Origin of the sequence: Thioclava sp. F36-6 (genome assembly GCF_002020305.1) — a bacterium.
GTDB lineage: Bacteria > Pseudomonadota > Alphaproteobacteria > Rhodobacterales > Rhodobacteraceae > Thioclava > Thioclava sediminum.
Genome location: NZ_MPZX01000002.1, coordinates 486,767 through 507,630 on the forward strand (window position 1 = coordinate 486,767; position 20,864 = coordinate 507,630).

The window sequence follows — 20,864 nt, forward strand, 5'->3', positions numbered from 1 at the left end:
CAGGTAGGCCCTTGCGCTGCGGCGCGGCAACTGTACCGTAGCGGCCACTTTCGACAATAGGGAGAACGCTATGTTCAACAAGATCCTCGTGGCCAACCGTGGCGAGATCGCCATCCGGGTGATGCGCGCCGCCAACGAGCTGGGCAAGAAGACGGTCGCCGTCTATGCCGAAGAGGACAAGTTGGGCCTGCACCGTTTCAAGGCCGATGAAGCGTACCGCATTGGCGAAGGCCTCTCCCCCGTCGGCGCCTATCTCTCCATCGAAGAAATCATCCGCGTCGCCAAGGAAAGCGGTGCCGATGCGATCCACCCGGGCTATGGCCTTCTGTCGGAAAACCCCGATTTCGTCGAAGCCTGCGACGCCGCCGGCATCACTTTCATCGGCCCGAAGGCCGAAACGATGCGCGCGCTCGGCGACAAGGCCTCGGCGCGCCGGGTCGCGATCAAGGCCGGCGTGCCGGTGATCCCGGCCACCGAGGTGCTGGGCGAGGATTTCGACGCGATCAAGAAAGAGGCCGCCGAGATCGGCTACCCGCTGATGCTGAAAGCCAGCTGGGGCGGCGGCGGTCGCGGCATGCGTCCGATCCTCGGCGAGGAGGAACTGGTCGAGAAGGTCCGCGAGGGCCGTCGCGAAGCCGAGGCCGCCTTCGGCAATGGCGAGGGCTATCTCGAGAAGATGATCACCCGCGCGCGCCACGTCGAAGTGCAGCTGCTGGGCGACACGCATGGCAATCTGTATCACCTCTATGAGCGCGACTGCACCGTGCAGCGCCGCAACCAGAAGGTCGTCGAACGCGCCCCTGCCCCCTACCTCTCGGACGAGCAGCGCGAAGAAGTCTGCCAGCTCGCGCTGAAGATCGGTCAGGCCGTCGGCTATGAATGTGCCGGCACGGTCGAATTCCTGATGGATATGGACTCGGACAATTTCTACTTCATCGAGGTGAACCCGCGCGTTCAGGTCGAGCATACCGTGACCGAAGAGGTCACCGGCATCGACATCGTGCAGGCCCAGATCAAGATCGCCGAGGGCGCGACGCTGGCCGAGGCCACCCGCGCCAAGTCTCAAGACGAGATCGAGCTGTCCGGCCACGCGCTGCAATGCCGCGTGACCACCGAGGATCCGCAGAACAACTTCATCCCCGATTACGGCCGCCTGACCGCCTATCGCTCGGCCACCGGCAACGGCATTCGCCTCGACGGCGGCACCGCCTATGCGGGCGGCGTCATCACCCGCTACTACGACTCGCTTCTGGTGAAGGTCACCGCCTGGGCGCAGGATCCCGATCAGGCGATCCGCCGGATGGACCGCGCCCTGCGCGAATTCCGTATCCGCGGGGTGAGCACGAATATCGACTTCGTCATCAACCTGCTCAAGCACCCGACCTTCCTCGACATGAGCTACACGACGAAGTTCATCGACACGACGCCGGAGCTGTTCGACTTCAAGCAACGCCGCGACCGGGGCACCAAGATCCTGACCTATATCGCGGATATCACCGTGAACGGTCACCCCGAGACCGCGGGCCGCAACAAGCCCCATGCCGAGGCGAAACCGCCGCGCCTGCCCGCCTACAAGGATGAGGCAAAACCGGGCAGCCGGAACCTGCTGGAGAAAGAGGGCGCGAAAGCCGTCGCCGACTGGATGAAGGCGCAGAAGAAACTGCTGCTGACCGATACCACGATGCGCGACGGCCACCAGTCGCTGCTGGCGACCCGGATGCGCTCGATCGACATGATCAAGGCCGCGCCCGCTTATGCCTCGAACCTCAGCGACCTGTTCTCGGTCGAATGCTGGGGCGGCGCGACCTTCGACGTGGCCTATCGCTTCTTGCAGGAATGCCCGTGGCAGCGCCTGCGCGACATCCGCGAAGAGATGCCCAATATCCTGACGCAGATGCTGCTGCGCGCTTCGAACGGCGTGGGCTACACGAACTACCCCGACAACGTGGTGCAGTTCTTCGTGAAGCAGGCGGCGGAGAGCGGCGTCGACGTGTTCCGCGTCTTCGACTCGCTGAACTGGGTCGAGAACATGCGCGTCGCAATGGATGCGGTGATCGAGAGCGGCAAGATCTGCGAAGGCACGATCTGCTACACCGGCGATATCCTCGATCCCGACCGCGCCAAATATGACCTGAAATACTATATCGGCATGGCGAAAGAGCTGGAGGCCGCAGGCGCGCATGTGCTGGGCCTCAAGGATATGGCGGGCCTTCTGAAGCCCGCCGCCGCCCGCAAGCTGATCGCGGCGCTGAAGGAAGAGGTCGATATCCCGATCCACTTCCACACCCATGACACGAGCGGTATCGCGGGCGCGACCATTCTCGCGGCGGCAGATGCGGGCGTCGATGCGGTGGATGCGGCGATGGACGCGTTCTCGGGCGGCACCTCGCAGCCCTGCCTCGGCTCGATCGTGGAGGCGCTGGCCCATACCGAGCGCGACACCGGCCTCGATATCCACGCGATCCGCATGATGTCGAACTATTGGGAGGCCGTGCGCCACCAATATGCAGCCTTCGAGAGCGGCCTCGAAGCCCCGGCCTCCGAGGTCTATCTGCACGAGATGCCCGGCGGCCAGTTCACCAACCTCAAGGCGCAGGCGCGCTCGCTGGGGCTTGAAGAGCGCTGGCATGAGGTGGCGCAGGCCTATGCCGACGCCAACCAAATCTTCGGCGATATCGTGAAGGTCACGCCGTCCTCGAAAGTCGTGGGCGACATGGCGCTGATGATGGTCGCGCAGGGCCTGTCGAAGGAAGACGTGCTCGACCCGGCCAAGGATGTCTCCTTCCCGGATTCGGTCATCGACATGATGCGCGGCAATCTCGGCCAACCGCCCGGCGGCTGGCCCGAGGGGGTTGTGAAGAAGGTGCTCAAGGGCGAGCATCCCTCGACCGAGCGCCCGGGCAAGAACCTGCCCCCGGTCGATCTGGAAGCCGCCCGCAAGGAGGTCTCCGAGCAGCTCGACGGGCGCGAAATCGACAATGAGGATCTCGCGGGCTACCTGATGTATCCCAAGGTCTTCACCGATTACGCAAGCCGCCACGAAGCCTATGGCCCGGTCCGCACCCTGCCCACCCCGGTCTTCTTCTACGGGATGGAGCCGCAGGACGAGATCTCCGCCGAGATCGACCCCGGCAAGACGTTGGAAATCCGCTATCTCACCACCGGCGAGACCGACGAGCTGGGCGAGGTGAAGGTCTATTTCGAACTCAACGGTCAGCCCCGCGCCGTGCGCGTCCCGAACCGCGCAGTGAAGGCGACGACTGCGGCGAAGCCGAAGGCCGAGGCAGGCAATGCGAACCATATCGGCGCGCCGATGCCGGGCTCGATCGCCTCGATCGCGGTCAATGTCGGCCAGAAGGTGAAGCCGGGCGATATGCTCCTGACCATCGAAGCGATGAAGATGGAGACCGGCATCCATTCCGACCGCGAAGCCACGGTGAAGGCGATCCATGTCTCGCCGGGGGCGCAGATCGACGCGAAGGATCTGCTGGTCGAACTGGAGTAATCGTCGCAGTATTGAACAAAACGCGCGCCGAGGCCCCGCCCCGGCGCGCGTTTTCGTTTGTTGGCCAGATCAGACCCTGAACGTCGTTGGCGACACGGAGGCCCCTGTTTCTTGTCGACCGCCGTACCGGCAGCGTTGACAAGACCGTCCGGGATTATAGGATCGTAACGATTTTTATCAGCATCTTAATCTATTCATAATTTTCAGAAAGATTTGTGAATGACGACGATTAGAGCGGAGTCCGACTGCGCGAAAGCAGGCATCAATTTCGAGAAAATTTCGCGCTGGCAATATCTCCTGACACAACGTGAGATTACGGACACGATCCTGAAGCGTTACAGTTTCGGCGGCTGGCACCTTCATGTCGGCGACGGAGTATGCGTTTCGAATCTGGAAGATGCCAAGGGCCGTACGATCGGCCTTTTCATCGGCATCGGCGTCGATAACGAGACGTTGGTGAAGGGCACCCATAAAATCGCGTCACTCGATTTGGATCGCGATAGCTTCTTTGAGGATTTCGAAGACTGGCTCTTTTACGTTTCCGGTCGGTATAATGTATTTATTGCCAAAGGCGATTCAAAACGATTTTACAGTGACGCAGTCGGTATGAATGGCATGGTCTATGACCGTGAAGAGCGACAGGTCGCGTCGAGTCTTGCACTTTGTATCGAACGCGACGCAACACCTCATCCGCTATACGACCATTCTCTCATCGAGCGCGGCGAAGGCAATTACAGCCTGTTCCACACTTACGATAAGGATGTCCGTCGCGGTAATCCGAATTTTTATCTCGATCTCAATGACTTTTCCGAAACTCGCTTTTGGCCCCGCGACGAGGATTTCACGACAGATCGATCACATGACGATATTTACGGAGAAATAATTCAACGAACCTCTAAGGTTATCGGAGAGATCAACGCCAATTTCAAAACCGCGCTCCCGTTATCGGGAGGGCAGGATAGCCGCTTGCTCGCTTCGATATCGCGCACGAACCTCGCGGGCTTCGACCAATTTTTCACCCATATCCATAATTACGCGAGCAGGATCGACGCAACGATCGCTGGAACACTCGCGAAGGTCCTGCAGGTCGAGCATGAAATCCACGACAAGCGGAATATAAAGGTCTCTGAAGAGGATGTTTCGCGGTTCGAAGCCGAATTCCATGCCGCGCTCGGGTTCAAGAAAAAGCTGACCCGAGAAGTCGCTCACGGGCTGCATGAATGCCTCGAGGATAGAATGGTAATCCTGCGCGGCCACCAAACCGACTTGTTGCGTGCCGTGTTCATCGACAAGCTGGGCGCGGACGGAAGAAACAATCTACGCTGGCAAGTCAAACGCCTGCTGATCGTTCCGGGCAAAGCGTTCGACCGCAAGACATACAGGACGTTTCTTCCCGAGTATCAGAACTGGGTCGAAACGCTTCCCGAAAACGCTGCGAAACGCCAAGTCGACCTTATGTTCCTCGAAATATACTACAGCTCGACAATCGGGCTCATTTTCCCGGCACTTACGCGAAATTTCTTCATGTCGCCCTTCAACAGTCGACATCTGATATCCCTGTCTCTTTCAATCGAAGAGGGTTATCGCAAAAACAGCTTTGCGGTTAACGATATTATTTTCCAGGTTGATCCAGAGCTTCACGACGTCCCGTTCGATTATGAATTCGGCGGTGCCGATCTCGGGCGCATCGACGACCAACAGGCGATGGCGGAGCTGACAGCCGCGCGCCGCAAAGCCAGCGAAACGCGCGTCGCACTCAGGACGCAGCACCCAGATTTGGCGGCGTCCGAGGACGTCCTTGTGCCCTGAGCGACAAGCTCGCGCATGAAGCTCGAGGGACGAGGGTCACCGTAGAGGGCTGAACTTCCGTCTCGCGACGTCGCAAAACGTGTCTGCGCGCCTCCAGAGGTCGGCAATGGTTAGACATGCGGCCAAACTCTGCACGTTCGACAGATGACAAACGCTCAGGAGCGCCCGCCTTTGATTACGATGTCTTGTCGTAATTCTACGACGAAGAGGCCGCGCCCCCTGCCCCGGCTCGGATCGCATGGATCGGGTCGCAGGAGCCCCAAGCCGTCTCAGACCGATAGCCTCGCGGGCGCACCGCGATCGAGGCCTTACCGCTGGCCTTCAAACGGGTCACGCGAAACTCGACGCGCGGGGTGTAGTAGTTGCGCTTGGTCTTGAGCCTGTCGACCTTCCAGCCAAACGTCGTGCGCTTTGGATTGTCGACAAGCACCTGCACCGGCTGCAACGGCAAGTCGAAATGATGGAGGAACGTGTCGTAGACCTTCCATTCCCCGCCCGGGATTTTCAGCAAATCGACCTCGCCGGGTGTCGAATTCGACAGATGGCCGGTCTCGAAGGTGCAACGCATCACCTGCGTTCCACGCGGCAGCTTCGGCTGCTCGGGATTGGCCAGAACCGGGCCAGCGGAAAAGACGACGAAAGCTGCAAAAAGAAATGGACGGAACATATGGCCTCGACAAATTAATCGGGCACGAAGCGGCCCGATTAATGCAAGACCAACGCCCGGATGTTAAAAGAGATCGCTGCCCTCACGGGCGGAAACTTCAAGCAGTCCCATAACATAGCCGGCAACAGAGCGGAAAGATATGAGTGAGATTTCACTTTCCCCGGAGCGCCAGAACGCGGCCGCGACCTGCGCCGTGCGGGAGCGGCGGATCTCGCCTTCGGGCAGGGTCGCGATATCGGCGGGCGAGAGCTTCATCACCACCTGATCCGCCTTGTCCCCACGAATGGTAAACATTGCGCGGGCATCCGAGACGTTGACGACCAGCGCGTGGTCTGCGGCAAGCGCCTTGGCCAGCCGATCGGTCAGCGCGGGGGCCTCGTCATGAGCGCAGATCAGCAACAGCTCATCGGGGCTCATCCAGGCGATGGAGCGCCCGTCAACGGTCTCGATCCGGCGCGGGCCGGGGACGGGTAGCCCCTCGGCCTTGAGCGCCTTGGCGAGCCCCTTGGCCTCCAGATCGGAGCGGATCGAGATCATGCCCACCAGCCCGGCCTCGGACACGGTGACGAAACCTTCGTGGGTCTGCCCGGAAAGGGCGCTGACAGCCTCAGACATTCTGCTTCTCCCCGTCCTTGTCGTAGAAGACCGGATCGACGATCCGCGCCTTAACCATTTCCTCGCCCTCGCCGGTGAATTCGATCACCTCGCCCATACGGTCGGGCCCGTTCAGCACCAACCCCATCGCGATCCCTTTGCCGATCGTCGGCGAGTAATAGGTCGAGGTGACGCGGCCTTGTGTGTGGCGCTGACCGTTGGCGTTGAACCCGTCGGCGGGCGCGTGGCTGCCATCGGGGATCACCGATCCGTCGAGCGTCTCAAGGCCGACCAGCTTCCAGCGGTTCGGGTCGGTCATGTGGGACCGCTCCTGCGCGCGCTTGCCCAGATAGTCGGTCTTCTTCTTCGAGAGCGCCCAGTTCAGCCCCAGATCCTGCGGGATCACCGTGCCGTCGGTCTCGTCGCCGATCATGATGAAGCCCTTCTCGGCGCGCATCACATGCAGCGCCTCGGTGCCGTAGGGCATCACGCCAAGCGCCTCGCCCTCGGCCATGAGCGCCTTCCACAGCGCGAGGCCTTGGCTCGCAGGCACCGCGATCTCGTAGCTCAGCTCACCCGAGAAGGAGATCCGGAAGATGCGCGCGTCGAACGTGCCCAGCTTGCCCTCGGTCCATTTCATGAAGGGCAGCGTCTCCTTGCTGACATCCATGCCGCCCAAACGCTCCAGAAGCTCGCGCGATTTCGGTCCGACGACGGCGATCTGCGCGTATTGCTCGGTCAGGTTCGCGGTATAGACCTTCCAGTCCCACCACTCGCATTGCAGCCAGTCTTCCATCCAGCCGTGGATGTGATCGGCCCCGCCCGAGGTCGTGTGGCACAGCCACGTATCCTCGTCGAGCCGCGCTACGACGCCGTCATCCATCAGGAAGCCGTTCTCGTTGCACATCAGCCCGTAGCGGCATTTGCCCACCGGCAGGGTCGACATCATGTTGGTGTAAAGCATGTCGAGGAATTTCCCCGCATCGGGCCCTTTCACCACGATCTTGCCTAGCGTCGAGGCGTCGAGCATGCCCACATTCTTGCGGGTATTGGTGATCTCGCGATTGACCGCGTCGCGATGGCTCTCGCCCGATTTCGGGTAGCAATAGGGGCGACGCCAATGGCCGACCGGCTCCCAATGCGCGCCCTTGGCCTCATGCCAGGACTGGATCGGGGTGCGGCGCAGCGGCTGGAACAGCTCGCCCTTGGCCTCCGCCGTCACAGCGCCGAGCGAAATCGGCGTGTAGGGCGGGCGGAAGGTGGTGGTGCCAGTGGCGGGGATCGGTTGGCCAAGCGCGTCCGAGAGGATCGCGAGCCCGTTGATATTGCTAAGTTTCCCCTGATCGGTCGCCATGCCGAGCGTGGTGTAGCGCTTGGTATGCTCAACCGACTCGTAGCCCTCGCGCGCGGCGAGTTGCACGTCGGAAACCTTCACGTCGTTCTGGTAGTCGAGGAAGCTCTTGAAGCGCAGCGCGTCGGGCGCACCTGCGGGCATCATCCAGACCGGGGCGAGCGGCGCTTCTTCCTCGGACGCCGCGCCGATACCCAGACCGCCCATCGCTTCGGAGAGCGTCAGATCGCCATTGGCGGCCCCCACGACCGTCGCCATGCCGGTCCCGTCCGCGCCGGTCGGCGGACGGTTGGGATCGGGGCGGAACATCGCGCGCGCATCGTCCCAGGTCAGCTTGCCGCCGCAATGGGACCACAGGTGCACGACCGGCGACCAGCCGCCCGACATCGCGACGCAATCGCAGTCGATCATCTCGACCGCACCGCCCTCGCCTGCCTGTGCGCAGATCTCGACGCCGGAGACGCCCTTGCGGCCCAGCACTTTCGCGATGCCGCGCCCTTCGAGGACACGCACGCCGCGCGCCTTCACGGCTTCGGGCAGCGCACCATGGGTTTCCTCGCGCGCATCGACCACGGCCGAGACCGTCAGCCCCGCATCGAGGATCGCGAGCGCCGTGCGATAGGCGTCGTCATTATTGGTCACGAGCACCGTGCGATCGCCGGGCGAGACGGCCCAGTTCACGATGTAATCGCGCACCGCCGAGGCCAGCATCACGCCGGGCACGTCGTTGCCTGCGAAGGCCAGCGGACGCTCGATCGCGCCGGTCGCGGTGATCGTGTGCCCCGCACGGATGCGCCAGAGACGGTGGCGCGGACGGCCATCGCCGGGGGTGGTGTCGGCGAGGTTCTCATAGCCGATGACATAGCCATGATCGTGCAGACCCGCCGCCATCAGGCGGGTGCGCATCGTGACATTCTCCATCGAGGACAGCTCGACCAGCGCGCTGTCGATCCAGGTCTGCGCGTCGTGACCGTCGATCTGACCGCCATCGACCGGCGTGCGCCCGCCCCAGTTCGGGGTCTGCTCGATCAGCCAGACCCGCTTGCCCGCGCGACCTTCCTTGAGCGCCGCGGCAAGACCCGCCACACCACCGCCTACGACGAGCACGTCGCAATGGGCATAGACCTGTTCGTAGCGATCGGGATCGGCCTCTTTCGGCACGCCGCCGAGACCTGCGGATTTGCGGATGATCGGCTCGAAGAGGTGCTTCCACGCAGCCCGCGGCGCCATGAAGGTCTTGTAGTAGAAACCTGCGGGCAGGAATTTGTAGAAAGTGTTGTTGATCTCGCCGATATCGAAATCGAGCGACGGCCAGTGGTTCTGGCTGGTGGTCTCGGCCCCTTCGAACAGCTCGGTCGTGGTGGTGCGCTGATCGGGTTCGAACCGCGCGTTACGGCCCAGACCGACGAGCGCGTTGGGTTCTTCCGCGCCCGACGCCACGATGCCGCGCGGGCGGTGATACTTGAACGACCGGCCCACCATGACCTGACCGCCGCCCAGCAGAGCCGAGGCCAGCGTATCGCCCGCAAAGCCGCGCATCGGCTTGCCGTTGAAGGTGAAGGCGAGCGGTTTCGCGCGGTCGATCAGACGACCACCCTTGGAAAGACGCGTGCTCATTTATAGCCCTCCCAGTCGGGGCGTTTCGCTTTGATCTTCGCGATCACATCGGCGGGGGGCTCGGTGGTCTGCGCCTTGTAGGTCGCAAACACCTCGAGCGTGTTGGTGTCGCGCGCCGCCAGGAACCACTTGCCGCAGCCATAGGCGTGCCGCCAGCGCTCGAAATGGACGCCTTTCGGGTTCTTGCGGGCGAACAGGTAGCCCTCGAACTCGTCATCCGACGAGCCCGGCCCGAAGCGCTTGAGATGCGCCTCGCCGCCCGGGGCGAATTCGGTTTCCTCGGCGATGACGCCGCAGCAGGGACAGGTGAGGGTCAGCATTTGGGATGCACCTCGCAGTTGGAGAGCGCCGGGAGGGATTTGAAGCAGGTCGAAAGGGAGGTCGTCTTCATCAGTGCGCCACCCCTGCGGCGACGCTTTCGTCGATGAAGCGGCCTTCCTTGAAACGGTCGAGGCCGAATTGGTCGGTCAGCGGCGAGTGGCCGCGTGCGATCAGCTCGGCCATACCATAGCCCGAGCCCGGGATCGCCTTGAACCCGCCGGTGCCCCAGCCGCAATTGACGAAGATGCCCTCGACCGGGGTTTTCGACAGGATGGGCGAGCGGTCACCGGTCATGTCCACGATGCCGCCCCATTGGCGCAGCATCTTGAGGCGCGAGATGATCGGGAAGGTCTCGACCAGCGCGCGGGTGGTTTCCTCGACATGGTGCCACGAGCCGCGCTGGGTGTAGTTGTTGAACCCGTCCGTGCCGCCGCCGATCACCATCTCGCCCTTGTCGGATTGCGACATGTAGCCGTGCACGGTGTTGGCCATCACGACGACATCCATGCAAGGTTTGATCGGCTCGGACACCCAGGCCTGCAGCGCCACGCTCTCGATCGGCAGGCGGAAGCCCGCCATTTCGGCCATGACCGAGGAGTGCCCCGCGACGACGATGGCGAGCTGTTCGCAGTCGATCTCGCCCTTGCTGGTCGAGATACCCTGCACCTTGCCGCCTTCGGTGCGCACGCCGGTCACTTCGCATTTCTGGATGATATCCATGCCCATATCGGAACAGGCCCGCGCATAGCCCCAGGCCACCGCATCGTGCCGTGCCGTGCCGCCGCGCTTTTGCAGCAGCGCGCCCAGCACCGGATAGCGCGGCCCGTCGATATTGATGATCGGCACGAGATCCTTGACCTCCTGCGGCCCGATCCATTCGGTGTCGATGCCCTGCAGGCGGTTCGCGTGCACCGTGCGCTTGTAGCCGCGTACCTCATGCTCGGTCTGGCCCAGCATCAGAAGACCGCGCGGCGAGAACATCACGTTGTAGTTCAGGTCCTGGCTGAGATCCTCGTAAAGCGCGCGGGCTTTCTCGTAGATCGCCGCCGAGGGATCCTGCAGATAGTTCGAGCGGATGATCGTGGTGTTGCGGCCCGTATTGCCGCCGCCCAGCCAGCCTTTCTCGATCACCGCGACATCGGTGATGCCATGCACCTTGCCGAGGTAATAGGCGGTGGCGAGGCCATGCCCGCCCGCCCCAACGACGATGACCTTGTAGCGTTTCTTCGGCTCGGGGGAGCGCCATGCTCGTTCCCAGCCGCGATGGAAGCGCATCGCCTCACGTGCAACGGCAAACATCGAATAGCGTTTCATGAGCGCGCCTCCGAGCAGTCTCGACTCTTTCGCCTTTGTGATGGACCGGGGCGGCGGACGAAAGCCCCCCTGTTGCGGCATCGCAGGGAAAAAAGCGACATGGGCCTGCGACATCGAGTTCCATTCACGTGCTAGACCCTTTCGGCGCGGCGTCATCTCGCCTAAATGGGGAACGAAGGATGAGGAGACGCCATGCTGTTCTGGATTATCGCCGCCGCGCTCGTTGCGGTCATCGCGCTTTTGTTCGCCCTTGCGCTGCTGCGTGGGCGCGGCGAGGACGAGATGGCCCCTGCGGCCTCGTATGACGTGCAGGTCTATCGCGACCAGCTGCGCGATCTGGAGCGCGACGTCGAACGCGGCGTCACCTCGCGCGAGGAAGCCGACCGCGCGAAGCTGGAAATTTCGCGCCGGATGCTCGAGGCCGACCGCAAGGCACAGGCAGGCTCCGATCTGGGCCGCGCGCCGAAAGGGGCGACCATCGCAGTCGTGCTCGGCGTCGTCGTGATTTTCGGCGGGGCATTCGCGCTTTACGATTACGTGGGGCAGGACGGGTACGAGGACCAGCCTATCGGCGTGCGTCTTGCGGATGCCGACAAGCTTTATGACAGCCGCCCCTCGCAGGCCGAAGCCGAGAAAATGGCAAAGGCCCGCGCGACCGCCCCCCAATCCAACCCGGATCCGCAATTCCTCGCACTGATGAAGAAGCTGCGCGAAGCCGTGGCGAAAAAGCCCAACGATCCGAAAGGTCTCGAACTGCTGGCACGCAACGAGGCGACTCTGGGCAACTTCGATGCCGCATGGAAGGCGCAGCAGCGTCTCGTCGCGACCAAGGGCGATTCTGCGACGGCGCAAGATTACGCCGAGCTGGGCGACATGATGGCCGTGGCGGCAGGCGGAATGATCACCCCCGAGGCGGAGAAAGTCTTCGCGACCGCACTGACGATGGATCCGAAGAATGGGCTGTCGCTCTATTATGTCGGCCTGATGATGCTGCAGAACGGGCGTGCCGACCGCGCGTTCCGCTTCTGGGACAGCGCGTTGCGCAACTCGGAGAATAGCGACCCCTGGGTGCCGATGATGCGGCAGAACATTAACGACCTGGCATGGCTCGCGGGCGAGAAGGACTACACCCCGCCCAGACCGCGCGGCGCGCCCGGCCCGTCGCAGGCCGATGTCGCGGCGGCGGCGGATATGTCGCCCGAGGCCCGTCAGGACATGATCCGCTCGATGGTGGAGCGGCTGAACGACCGGCTCGCGCAGGAAGGCGGCAGCGCGGATGATTGGGCACGTCTCATCTCCTCGCTGCGCATGATCGGCGAGGTCGACCGTGCCGATGCGATCTATGGCGAAGCGAAGGACAAATTCAGCTCGCGCCCGGAAGACATGGCGAAGATCGACGCAGCCCATCAGGCGCCCGCTGGTCAGGCGCTCAAGGATATGGGCGGCGCTTCGGCGGGGCAAAGCGCACCGCAAGCGCCACCCGCCCTCCCCGGCCCGAGCGCCCAGCAGATGAAGGACGCGCAGTCCATGACGCCCGAGGAGCGCCAGCAGATGATCCAGGGCATGGTCGACGGTCTCTTTGACCGGCTGACCACCGACGGCGGCACGCCGCAGGAATGGGCCCGCGTGATCTCGTCGCTCGCGACGCTGGGTCAAACCGACCGCGCCAAGGAAGCTTGGAGCGAGGCGCAAAAGGCGCTGGCGGACAACCCGGACGCACTGGCTCAGGTAGAGGCGGCGGCGAAATCGGCAGGTGTGGCGGAATGATCTGCGAGACGATCGAAGAGTTCGCCGAAGCGATCCCCCGCATGGGCGGGGTCGCGGGGCTCGATCTGGGCACCAAGACCATCGGCGTCGCGGTGTCCGACGGGCTGCGCTCGGTCGCGACGCCGCTCTCGACGATCAAACGCAAGAAATTCGGCGTCGATGCCGAGGCGCTTCTGAAGATCGTGGCGGAGCGCGAACTGAAGGGCCTGATCCTCGGCCTGCCGAAGAACATGGACGGGACCGAGGGCGCGCGCTGCCAATCGACCCGCGCCTTCGCCCGCAACCTCACCCGCTTCACCGATCTGCCGATCGGCTACTGGGACGAGCGGCTGAGCACGGTCGCCGCCGAACGCGCGATGCTGGAGGCCGACATGTCGCGCGCCAAACGCGCCGAGGCGATCGACCACGTCGCGGCCAGCTTCATCCTGCAAGGCGCGCTGGATCGGCTGCGCTATCTGGGGGCGGCATGAACGATCCGCAAAACACCGACGACATCTGGAAACGCGCCGAGATCGAGAGCCCCTGCGTCAAGCTCTGCCAGATCCACCCCGAGGCGCGGATCTGCATCGGCTGCTACCGCACGATGGAGGAAATCGGCGCATGGTCGCGGATGACGCCCGAGGCGCGCCGCGAAGTGATGGCGGAACTGCCCGAGCGCGCGCCGCAACTGCGCAAACGCCGGGGCGGGCGCGCGGGGCGGCAGGACCGCTGAGCGCTTAAGCGCCAGCCCCTTTCGCCGGGAAGACGAAGCAGCGGTCGCGGCGGATCATCAACCACATCGGCGTGCCGGGCTTAGGCAGGAAGACGTTGGGAACGCTGGCGCGCAGGATCGTGCCGTCGAAATCCATCCGGAACTCGACGAGGCTCTCGCGGCCCAGGAAGCGCGCGCGTTCGACCACGCCACGCGCGGGCGTTCCGTCCTGCGGCGTCGGGGATGGGCCGCGCCCTGCCCGGTCGAAATCGATCTTCAGATGCTGCGGGCGGATCACGATGTCGATCTCGGTCCCGTCTGCATGGCCCGGCGTCAGGAAATCGCCGAACGCGGTCACGGTCAGCGCGTCCTGCACCTGCCCCTTGAGTACGTTCACATCCGAGAAGAACGCAGCCGCCGCCCGGTCCACCGGCGCGTTATAGAGGTTATAGGGCGCACCGCGCTGCACGATCTTCCCGCCGCGCATCAGCAGGATCTCATCGGCCATCCGCATCGCCTCATGCGGCTCATGCGTGACCAGAAGAACGGCCGTGTTTTCGTCTTTCAGAAGCGCCAGCGTCTCGTCGCGGATATCGTCGCGCAGACGCTCATCCAGTCCCGAGAAAGGCTCGTCCATCAAGAGGATGCGCGGCCGTGGCGCAAGCGCACGGGCCAAGGCCACGCGCTGCTGCTCGCCGCCCGAAAGCCCGTGCGGATAGCTGTCGCGATGCCGCGTGAGCCGCACCTTTTCGAGCAGTTCCGTCACGCGGGCGCGCTTCGCCGCCGCATCGCCCTTGAGGCCGAAGGCAATATTCTCGGCCACCGTCAGATGCGGAAACAGCGCGAAGTCCTGAAACATGAGCCCGATCGCGCGTTGCTCGGGCGGGATGCGGAACACCGTGTCGCAGATCAGCTTGCCATCGACGTAGATCTCGCCCGTATCCTGCATGTCGACGCCCGCGATCAGCCGCAGCGTCGTCGATTTGCCGCAGCCCGAGGGGCCCAGCAGACAGGTCACCTGCCCCGCAGGGATCGCGAAGGACACGTCATCGACGACAGCCCGCCCGTCGAACACGCGGCCAAGCGCGCGAACTTCGAGGCGCGGAGGGGGTAATTGTGCGCTCATGCAGCGAAATCTCGACCGAAAGTGTCAGGCAATGCAGGGCGGGAGATAGCAGCCCCCCGCCCCCCAAGCAAGCCCGGCAGGGCTGGCAGACCGGCTTAGATCGAGATGTTGTTCAGCCCGCCATCGAGCATCACGTTCTGCCCGACCATGAACCCAGCAAGAGCCGAACACATGAAGGCGCAGGTCGCGCCGAACTCCTCGGGCGTGCCGTAGCGGCGCACCGGGATCGTCGCTTCGCGCTCAGCCTTCGCCTCCTCGACCGAGATACCCTTCGTCTTCGCCGCCGCCGTATCGAGCGACACCGCGCGGTCGGTCGCGTGCAGGCCCGGCAGCAGATTGTTGATGTTCACGCCATATTCGGCGACCTGCCGCGAGGTGCCCGCAACGAAGCCCGTCAGGCCCGAGCGCGCAGAGTTCGACAGGCCGAGCTGCGCGATCGGCGCGCGCACGGATTGCGAGGTGATATTGACCACCCGGCCCCAGCGTTGCTCGATCATGGCAGGCAGAACCGCCTGCATCATCGCGATCGGCGCGAGCATGTTCGCGTCGAGCGCCGCGATGAAATCGTCACGCGACCAGTCGCGCCAGTTGCCCGGGGGCGGCCCGCCCGCATTGGTCACCAGAATATCGACCTCGCCCGCCGCGCTCAGCACCGCCGCGCGGCCCTCGGGCGTGGTGATGTCGGCGGCCACTGGCGTCACGGTCACCCCGGTCGCAGCCATGATCTCGTTCGCGGTCGCGGCCAGCGCATCGGCGCCGCGCGCGTTCAGCACGATCTCGACCCCCGCCTGCGCCAGCGCCATCGCGCAGCCCCGTCCAAGCCCTTTCGACCCCGCACATACAATCGCCTTGCGGCCCTTGATCCCAAGATCCATCGCGCCCTCTCCTTTACTGTCATTCTCCAGCGTGCTCCGGCGGGGCCCCTCGTACGAAACACCGCGCGCCGCCCTGCCAGCTTCGCATCGGACAGTAGCTTGCGCGCGGGGGAGGACAAGCGTGCTGTCGCCGCTTGACCATCGGGAGCAGCCCGCGGTAAGCCGATGCGATCCATCAGTTTCAGGCGGCCCGGCAGGGCGAGGAAGAGCGCGTGTCAAACCCGAGCCAGATCGTTCACGTCTTCGAGGCCGAGGATATCTGGGTCACTTCCGGGGCCAATCAGGGCGACGCGCTCGGTCATGCCGAAGACTGCGAACCCGGCGACATCTATCAGCTTCATCGCGCCGCCAAACCGCGTCGCCTCGTGCTGGCCCAGCAAGGGACCGCGCCGACCGTGGCGACAGGCTCCGAGATCGGCGCGCCGGGCGATGCGCTCGCGCTGATCGCGCGGCACCTGCTGATCACGCCCGAGGGCGACACGGTCGACATCCTGATGATCCGCCACGACGCCACGGACGCGCTTTATGCGCTGCCGCTTTCGCCGATGGCGGCGCGCTTCGATTACACGCTGCTGGAAGCCAGCGAAGACCCCGGTGAGGCGCTGCTGTCGGACCTCGTCTGCGTGGCTTTCACCACCGGGACGATGATCACGCTGGCAGGTGGCGCGCAGATGCCGATCGAGCAACTCACTCCGGGCGCGCGCGTCCTGACCCGCGACAACGGTCCGCAACCGGTGAAGCTGGTGGCGAAGGCGACGATGCGGGCACTGGGATCTTTCGCGCCGGTCGTGATTTCGGCGGGCGTGCTGGGCAATGAGGGCGATCTGGTGATCTCGCCCCATCACCGCGTGTTCCTCTATCGCCGCGGCGTGCACAAGCTGGGCGACACGTCGGAAATCCTCGTGCAAGCCAAGCATCTCGTCGATGGCGAGAATGTCTGGCAGCGCGAGGGCGGTTTCGTCGATTACTACGCGCTGGTCTTCGACCGGCACGAGATCATCTATGCCGAGGGCATTCCGGTGGAGAGCCTGATGGTCTCGGAGGCAACGCTCTCGCTGCTTCCCGAAGAACTCGGCCGCGAGATCTCGAACCGCCTGCCCGACCTCGCCCACCGCCAGCATTTCGGCACGGAAGCCACGCGCGAACTGCTGGACCGGATCGGACGCGAGAAGCTGTTCCGCAAGCGCAAGGACTGAGGGTGGAGGGGGCGCTGCCCCCGCTCTTCTCTGCCCTCCGCTCGCGCTTCGGGCGTTCGGCGGGGCGTCCTTCCACTGGAAGGCTGCTAAACCCGCCTCACCCCCCGGGATATTTTTGCCAAGAGGAAGAGGTTAGCCGTTCAGCACGTCGAGCGCGGCTGCGTGGATCTCGGGCGATGCGGCAGCAAGCACCTGCCCGCCGCGATGGGCCGGACCGCCCTGCCAGTTGGTGACAAGGCCACCCGCCGCCTCGATCACCGCGATCGGGGCCGCGACGTCATAGGGCTGCAGCCCCGCCTCGACCACCAGATCGATCTGACCGGCGGCGAGCAGCGCATAGGCGTAGCAATCCATGCCGTAGCGCGTCAGCCGCACCTGTTGCGAAAGCCGCGCGAAGGCCGCGCCTTCGTCGGGCGTGCCGACTTCGGGGAAGGTGGTGAAAAGCGTCGCGCTGTCGAGCCCGCGCCCGCTGCGCACGCCGAGATCGCGCCCGCCATGCGGCCCCTCCAGCGTCGCGCGGCCGAAGCCGCCGGTGAAACGCTCTCCGATATAGGGCTGGTCGATCACGCCCATCATAGGCGCGCCGGGGCCATCCGCTTCCTCGGCGCATAGCGCGATCAGCACGCCCCAGGTCGGCGTACCCGACAGGTAGCCGCGCGTGCCGTCGATCGGGTCTAGCACCCATGTCAGGCCGCTCTCGCCACGGGTCACCCCATGTTCTTCACCGTAGATGCCGTCTTGCGGGCGGCGTTCCGCGATCAGGGCGCGCATCGCGGCCTCGGCGGAGCGGTCGGCCTCGGTCACCGGATCGAAACCGCCTTCGAGCTTGTTATCCGCGCCGATCCCGCCCACGGGCCGGAACTGCGCCAGGGTCTCGCGACGGGCGCAATCGGCAAGGTCATTGGCCAGCACGGCGAGCGCCGCACGGGTATCGGTGTCGAGATCAAGCATCGGTGTCCTCCCCGGGCCGTGCCGTCACCGCAACCGCCCCCCAGAAATGAGATAAGGGGAGCGGTAACCGCCCCCCTTCTCCGGGTCAAGCTGCCGACCGCCCCACATTCGGTCGCCAGTTGCGCCTAAACTCGTCTGCGTGGCGCTCAGGCCGCGTCGGACAGAACCTTGGCCAGTTCGAACAGCCGGCGGCGCTGCGCCTCCGGGATCGCGTAATAGGAACGCACGAGTGCGAGCGCCTCCTTGTCGGACAGAATATCCCCCGCCACTTCCGGTTGCATCCCGCTGTCTTCCGCGAGACCCTCAAAGAAGAACGAGATCGGAACCTCGAGCGCATCCGCGATATCCCAGAGACGCGACGCCGAGACGCGATTCATCCCGGTTTCGTATTTCTGAATCTGCTGGAATTTGATCCCAACTTTGTCCGCAAGCTGTTGTTGGGTCATCCCAATCATCCAGCGCCGGTGCCGGATCCGCTTGCCCACGTGGACATCAACCGGATGCTTCATACTCTTTCCCCTTTAAGCCAATTTCACCCGCAAACTACCGTGCGCTGAGTGTGGCCTGCGCGGGTAAAATCGCAAACCTGTCTAAAAAGACAGGGAATTTGCGGCTTTCCGCAGCACACCTAACCTAAAGGATAGGTCGCCCGCTATTCGCCTTCCGCGTGTTTTGCGATTTGCAAATCAACGACTCAGGTGCCGTAGGGGAAGATGGTGGCGCTAACCGGTCTTTCACGAGGGATTGATTCGCGCGTCAACCCGCGGATCGGACCTGCCGCGGGGTCGCTTCCGGCACCAAAAGCGCGGGCTGGTCCTGATCTCTCGCGCGGTTTATCACGGACGCCGAAGGGTCCGCCCGCTTGGCAGACCCGCCTCGAGACACAACCTGCCGGAGCATTCGATGCGCGCCTATGTTCAGACCGCCCCCGGGCAACGCCCCGAGCTGACCGAAATCCCCCTGCCCGCGCCGGGGCCGGGCGAGGTTCAGGTGGCCATCCGGGCCTGCGGCCTGAACTTCGCCGACCTGCTGATGATCGAGGGGAAATATCAAGACACCCCCACCCCGCCCTTCACGCTCGGGATGGAGCTCGCGGGAGAGGTCATCGCGGCAGGCGAGGGCTGCACCCTCACCCCGGGCACCCGCGTCGCCGTCTTCGCAGGACAAGGCGGGCTGGCCGAGTCGGGAAATTTCCCGGAAACCCGCTGCACCCCGATGCCGGACGCGATGAGCTACGCGCAGGCGGCGGCCTTCCAGATCGCCTATGGCACCAGCCACGTGGCGCTGGAGACGCGCGCAGCGCTTGCCGAGGGCGAGACGCTGGTGGTTCTGGGCGCGGCTGGTGGTGTCGGCCTCACCGCGGTCGAGATCGGCAAGAAGATGGGCGCGCGGGTGATCGCCTGCGCGCGCGGCGAGGCGAAGCAGCAAATCGCGCGGGACGCCGGAGCCGATGAGACGCTCGACAGCGAGAGCGACGACCTCAAGGGGGCCATCAAGGCGCTTGGCGGCTGTGACGTGGTCTATGACGCGATCGGCGGCCCGGCGGGCGAAGCGGCGTTCCGCGCGCTGAAGCCCGGCGGGCGCTATCTCGTGATCGGGTTCGCCAGCGGCAGCCAGCCGAAGCTGCCGCTCAACCACGCGCTGGTGAAGAACATCGCGATCCACGGGCTTTACTGGGGCGGCTATCTCAAGCTCGACCCGCAGGTGCTGACCGGTTCGATGGCGCGGCTCTTCGACTGGTTCGCTCAGGGCGGGCTCACCCCGCATATCGGCGCGACCTATCCGATGGAGCAGATCCCCGACGCGCTGGGGGATCTGCGCGCGCGCCGCTCCACCGGCAAGCTGGTCATCGAGATCGGCGCTCAGGCGTAAGCTTCACGGATCAGCGTGCGCAGCCCATCGACCGGATCTCCGGTCAACCGGCCCGTGTCGTAGAAACAGATGCGAGAGCGGCCCAGCGGCGGCAGACCGCTTTCCGCGCCCAAGGCCACGCAGCCCGGCGGGACGTCGCGCGACAGACGCACCGCGACTCCCATATCGGCGGCCACCGCCGCGCTCGCCATTTCGTCCGATTGCCCGTCGAAAGCCGGTCTGGATTCGATGCCGACAGCTTCCAGCGCCTGTAGTGCCGCCCCGTGAAAGGCGCAGCCCTCCTCGATCGAGAGCATCAGCGGGCGCTCGCAAAAGGCGCGCCCCTTTTGCGCCCCGATCCAGACCAGTTGATCGGAGGAGAGCACCTCGGCATCGGAGCCGGGCTTTTCTTCCGTCGTCAGGATCATGTCCAACTCGCCCGCCTCCAGCAGCCGGCGCAGGGTCATCGAGCGGCGCGAGGCAAGCTGCAGCCGCACCATCGGCCATTGCTGCGACAGCGCGCGCAGCAGGTTCGGCATCTGCGGGCTGACCAGATCATGCGGCACACCGAAACGCACGGTGACTTCGGTCTCGGAGGCGCGCAACCGGGCCAGCGCGGCATCGTTCTCGGCACAAATGCGGCGAGCGTGATCCAGAAGCGAGCGCCCCGCACGGGTCAGCGCCATCTTGCGGTTCGCCCGATCGAAGAGAACCTTGTCGAGCGCCTCCTCCAAGCGGCGGATCTGCATCGACACCGCCGATTGCGTCAGGTTCAGAAGTCGCGCCGCCTGCGTCACCGACCCGGTCTCGGAGACAGTCAGCAGCGCCCGCAGCGCTGCAATATCGAGGTTTTGTGCCATGTCGGACTATCCATCACGTTTCGTGATGCTGAATAGCACAATCATTCGTTTTCATCATCAATAAACTTGCGCCATCCTTCTCGGCAGGAACGATCTGCCACGGAGGATGAGACGATGACCTTCCTGACCCGGCGCAACGCCGCCAGCTGCGCCCCTGCCCGTCCCGCCCGGCAGGGCTTCTTTGCGACCCTCGCTCGCATGGCCGCCTATCACCGGTCGCGCCGGGCACTCGAGCGCCTTGATTCAAGGCTTCTCGACGACCTCGGGCTGAGCGAGACCGAGGCCGCATTCGAGGCACGGCGCCGGATTTGGGACGCCCCCGATCACTGGCGCGCGGGCCGCTGAGACAAAAGACGTGAAAACAGTGTA

General features: G+C 64.4%; 18 protein-coding genes. 8 read left to right on the forward strand and 10 right to left on the reverse strand.

Annotation, left to right across the window (positions count from 1 at the left end; translation table 11 throughout):
- The first annotated feature begins 70 nt into the window (after positions 1–70).
- Positions 71–3,505, forward strand: coding sequence for a pyruvate carboxylase (locus BMI88_RS09410; RefSeq protein ID WP_078548052.1), 3,435 nt, complete (start codon positions 71–73; stop codon positions 3,503–3,505).
- Between the two features lie 219 nt (positions 3,506–3,724).
- Positions 3,725–5,314 (forward strand): hypothetical protein, encoded by a 1,590-nt coding sequence (locus tag BMI88_RS09415; RefSeq protein WP_078548055.1) that lies wholly within the window; start codon positions 3,725–3,727, stop codon positions 5,312–5,314.
- Positions 5,315–5,510: 196 nt separating this feature from the next.
- Here the strand turns inward: BMI88_RS09415 and BMI88_RS09420 are convergent, their stop codons facing one another.
- The 5 genes from BMI88_RS09420 to BMI88_RS09440 form a co-directional block, all read right to left on the reverse strand.
- Complete coding sequence (locus tag BMI88_RS09420) at positions 5,511–5,981, reverse strand: hypothetical protein (protein ID WP_078548057.1); 471 nt, start codon at positions 5,979–5,981, stop codon at positions 5,511–5,513.
- Positions 5,982–6,044: 63 nt separating this feature from the next.
- A complete protein-coding gene (locus BMI88_RS09425) occupies positions 6,045–6,596 on the reverse strand; it encodes a sarcosine oxidase subunit gamma family protein (RefSeq protein WP_078548059.1) in 552 nt (183 codons plus the stop codon).
- A complete protein-coding gene (locus tag BMI88_RS09430; RefSeq protein WP_078548061.1) occupies positions 6,589–9,543 on the reverse strand; it encodes a sarcosine oxidase subunit alpha family protein in 2,955 nt (984 codons plus the stop codon). Before BMI88_RS09430 ends, BMI88_RS09425 begins: the two co-directional genes overlap by 8 nt.
- On the reverse strand, positions 9,540–9,863 hold the full coding sequence (locus BMI88_RS09435) for a sarcosine oxidase subunit delta (protein ID WP_078548063.1): 324 nt from the start codon (positions 9,861–9,863) through the stop codon (positions 9,540–9,542). Before BMI88_RS09435 ends, BMI88_RS09430 begins: the two co-directional genes overlap by 4 nt.
- 70 nt (positions 9,864–9,933) lie before the next feature.
- Positions 9,934–11,178, reverse strand: coding sequence for a sarcosine oxidase subunit beta family protein (locus BMI88_RS09440; RefSeq protein WP_078548065.1), 1,245 nt, complete (start codon positions 11,176–11,178; stop codon positions 9,934–9,936).
- Positions 11,179–11,370: 192 nt separating this feature from the next.
- Here BMI88_RS09440 and ccmI point away from each other — a divergent pair, with 192 nt between their 5' ends.
- The 3 genes from ccmI to BMI88_RS09455 are packed head-to-tail and all read left to right on the forward strand — an operon-like array spanning position 11,371 to position 13,657.
- Positions 11,371–12,945, forward strand: a complete 1,575-nt coding sequence (gene ccmI, locus BMI88_RS09445; protein WP_078548067.1) for a c-type cytochrome biogenesis protein CcmI — start codon at positions 11,371–11,373, stop codon at positions 12,943–12,945.
- The gene (ruvX, locus tag BMI88_RS09450; protein WP_078548069.1) at positions 12,942–13,415 is read left to right on the forward strand and encodes a Holliday junction resolvase RuvX; all 474 of its coding nucleotides are present in this window, start codon (positions 12,942–12,944) and stop codon (positions 13,413–13,415) included. Before ccmI ends, ruvX begins: the two co-directional genes overlap by 4 nt.
- Positions 13,412–13,657, forward strand: a complete 246-nt coding sequence (locus tag BMI88_RS09455; RefSeq protein ID WP_078548071.1) for a DUF1289 domain-containing protein — start codon at positions 13,412–13,414, stop codon at positions 13,655–13,657. Before ruvX ends, BMI88_RS09455 begins: the two co-directional genes overlap by 4 nt.
- A gap of 4 nt (positions 13,658–13,661) precedes the next feature.
- Here BMI88_RS09455 and BMI88_RS09460 read toward each other — a convergent pair whose 3' ends face one another.
- Together BMI88_RS09460 and BMI88_RS09465 are read right to left on the reverse strand one after the other, a co-directional pair.
- Complete coding sequence (locus BMI88_RS09460) at positions 13,662–14,762, reverse strand: ABC transporter ATP-binding protein (protein ID WP_078548073.1); 1,101 nt, start codon at positions 14,760–14,762, stop codon at positions 13,662–13,664.
- A gap of 95 nt (positions 14,763–14,857) precedes the next feature.
- Entirely contained in the window at positions 14,858–15,637 is a 780-nt protein-coding gene (locus BMI88_RS09465; protein WP_078548075.1) for an SDR family oxidoreductase, read from the reverse strand.
- A 212-nt stretch (positions 15,638–15,849) separates the two neighbouring features.
- Between BMI88_RS09465 and BMI88_RS09470 the strand changes: the two genes are divergently transcribed.
- Positions 15,850–16,833: a Hint domain-containing protein gene (locus BMI88_RS09470; protein ID WP_078548077.1), complete on the forward strand. Its 984-nt coding sequence runs from the start codon at positions 15,850–15,852 to the stop codon at positions 16,831–16,833.
- 132 nt (positions 16,834–16,965) lie between these two features.
- On the opposite strand, the gene BMI88_RS09475 is transcribed toward BMI88_RS09470, so the two are convergent.
- Together BMI88_RS09475 and BMI88_RS09480 are read right to left on the reverse strand one after the other, a co-directional pair.
- Positions 16,966–17,784, reverse strand: a complete 819-nt coding sequence (locus tag BMI88_RS09475; protein WP_078548079.1) for an inositol monophosphatase family protein — start codon at positions 17,782–17,784, stop codon at positions 16,966–16,968.
- A gap of 146 nt (positions 17,785–17,930) precedes the next feature.
- Complete coding sequence (locus BMI88_RS09480; RefSeq protein WP_078541876.1) at positions 17,931–18,293, reverse strand: helix-turn-helix transcriptional regulator; 363 nt, start codon at positions 18,291–18,293, stop codon at positions 17,931–17,933.
- A gap of 394 nt (positions 18,294–18,687) precedes the next feature.
- Between BMI88_RS09480 and BMI88_RS09485 the strand changes: the two genes are divergently transcribed.
- Positions 18,688–19,656, forward strand: a complete 969-nt coding sequence (locus BMI88_RS09485; protein WP_078548081.1) for an NADPH:quinone oxidoreductase family protein — start codon at positions 18,688–18,690, stop codon at positions 19,654–19,656.
- Here BMI88_RS09485 and BMI88_RS09490 read toward each other — a convergent pair.
- Positions 19,647–20,495 (reverse strand): LysR family transcriptional regulator, encoded by an 849-nt coding sequence (locus BMI88_RS09490; RefSeq protein WP_078548083.1) that lies wholly within the window; start codon positions 20,493–20,495, stop codon positions 19,647–19,649. The two genes, BMI88_RS09485 and BMI88_RS09490, sit on opposite strands and share 10 nt — an antisense overlap.
- A gap of 114 nt (positions 20,496–20,609) precedes the next feature.
- On the opposite strand from BMI88_RS09490, the gene BMI88_RS09495 reads away from it, so the two are divergent.
- Entirely contained in the window at positions 20,610–20,840 is a 231-nt protein-coding gene (locus tag BMI88_RS09495) for a DUF1127 domain-containing protein (protein WP_078548085.1), read from the forward strand.
- The last annotated feature ends 24 nt before the right edge of the window (positions 20,841–20,864 follow it).

Coding starts and splice junctions, on each gene's coding strand:
- BMI88_RS09460 (WP_078548073.1), bottom strand. CDS start 14,762: ATGAGCGCACAATTACCCCCTCCGCGCCTCGAAGTTCGCGCGCTTGGC.
- BMI88_RS09420 (WP_078548057.1), bottom strand. CDS start 5,981: ATGTTCCGTCCATTTCTTTTTGCAGCTTTCGTCGTCTTTTCCGCTGGC.
- BMI88_RS09435 (WP_078548063.1), bottom strand. CDS start 9,863: ATGCTGACCCTCACCTGTCCCTGCTGCGGCGTCATCGCCGAGGAAACC.
- BMI88_RS09475 (WP_078548079.1), bottom strand. CDS start 17,784: ATGCTTGATCTCGACACCGATACCCGTGCGGCGCTCGCCGTGCTGGCC.
- BMI88_RS09415 (WP_078548055.1), top strand. CDS start 3,725: ATGACGACGATTAGAGCGGAGTCCGACTGCGCGAAAGCAGGCATCAAT.
- BMI88_RS09495 (WP_078548085.1), top strand. CDS start 20,610: ATGACCTTCCTGACCCGGCGCAACGCCGCCAGCTGCGCCCCTGCCCGT.
- BMI88_RS09455 (WP_078548071.1), top strand. CDS start 13,412: ATGAACGATCCGCAAAACACCGACGACATCTGGAAACGCGCCGAGATC.
- BMI88_RS09430 (WP_078548061.1), bottom strand. CDS start 9,543: ATGAGCACGCGTCTTTCCAAGGGTGGTCGTCTGATCGACCGCGCGAAA.
- BMI88_RS09410 (WP_078548052.1), top strand. CDS start 71: ATGTTCAACAAGATCCTCGTGGCCAACCGTGGCGAGATCGCCATCCGG.
- BMI88_RS09490 (WP_078548083.1), bottom strand. CDS start 20,495: ATGGCACAAAACCTCGATATTGCAGCGCTGCGGGCGCTGCTGACTGTC.
- BMI88_RS09480 (WP_078541876.1), bottom strand. CDS start 18,293: ATGAAGCATCCGGTTGATGTCCACGTGGGCAAGCGGATCCGGCACCGG.
- BMI88_RS09465 (WP_078548075.1), bottom strand. CDS start 15,637: ATGGATCTTGGGATCAAGGGCCGCAAGGCGATTGTATGTGCGGGGTCG.
- ccmI (WP_078548067.1), top strand. CDS start 11,371: ATGCTGTTCTGGATTATCGCCGCCGCGCTCGTTGCGGTCATCGCGCTT.
- BMI88_RS09425 (WP_078548059.1), bottom strand. CDS start 6,596: ATGTCTGAGGCTGTCAGCGCCCTTTCCGGGCAGACCCACGAAGGTTTC.
- ruvX (WP_078548069.1), top strand. CDS start 12,942: ATGATCTGCGAGACGATCGAAGAGTTCGCCGAAGCGATCCCCCGCATG.
- BMI88_RS09485 (WP_078548081.1), top strand. CDS start 18,688: ATGCGCGCCTATGTTCAGACCGCCCCCGGGCAACGCCCCGAGCTGACC.
- BMI88_RS09440 (WP_078548065.1), bottom strand. CDS start 11,178: ATGAAACGCTATTCGATGTTTGCCGTTGCACGTGAGGCGATGCGCTTC.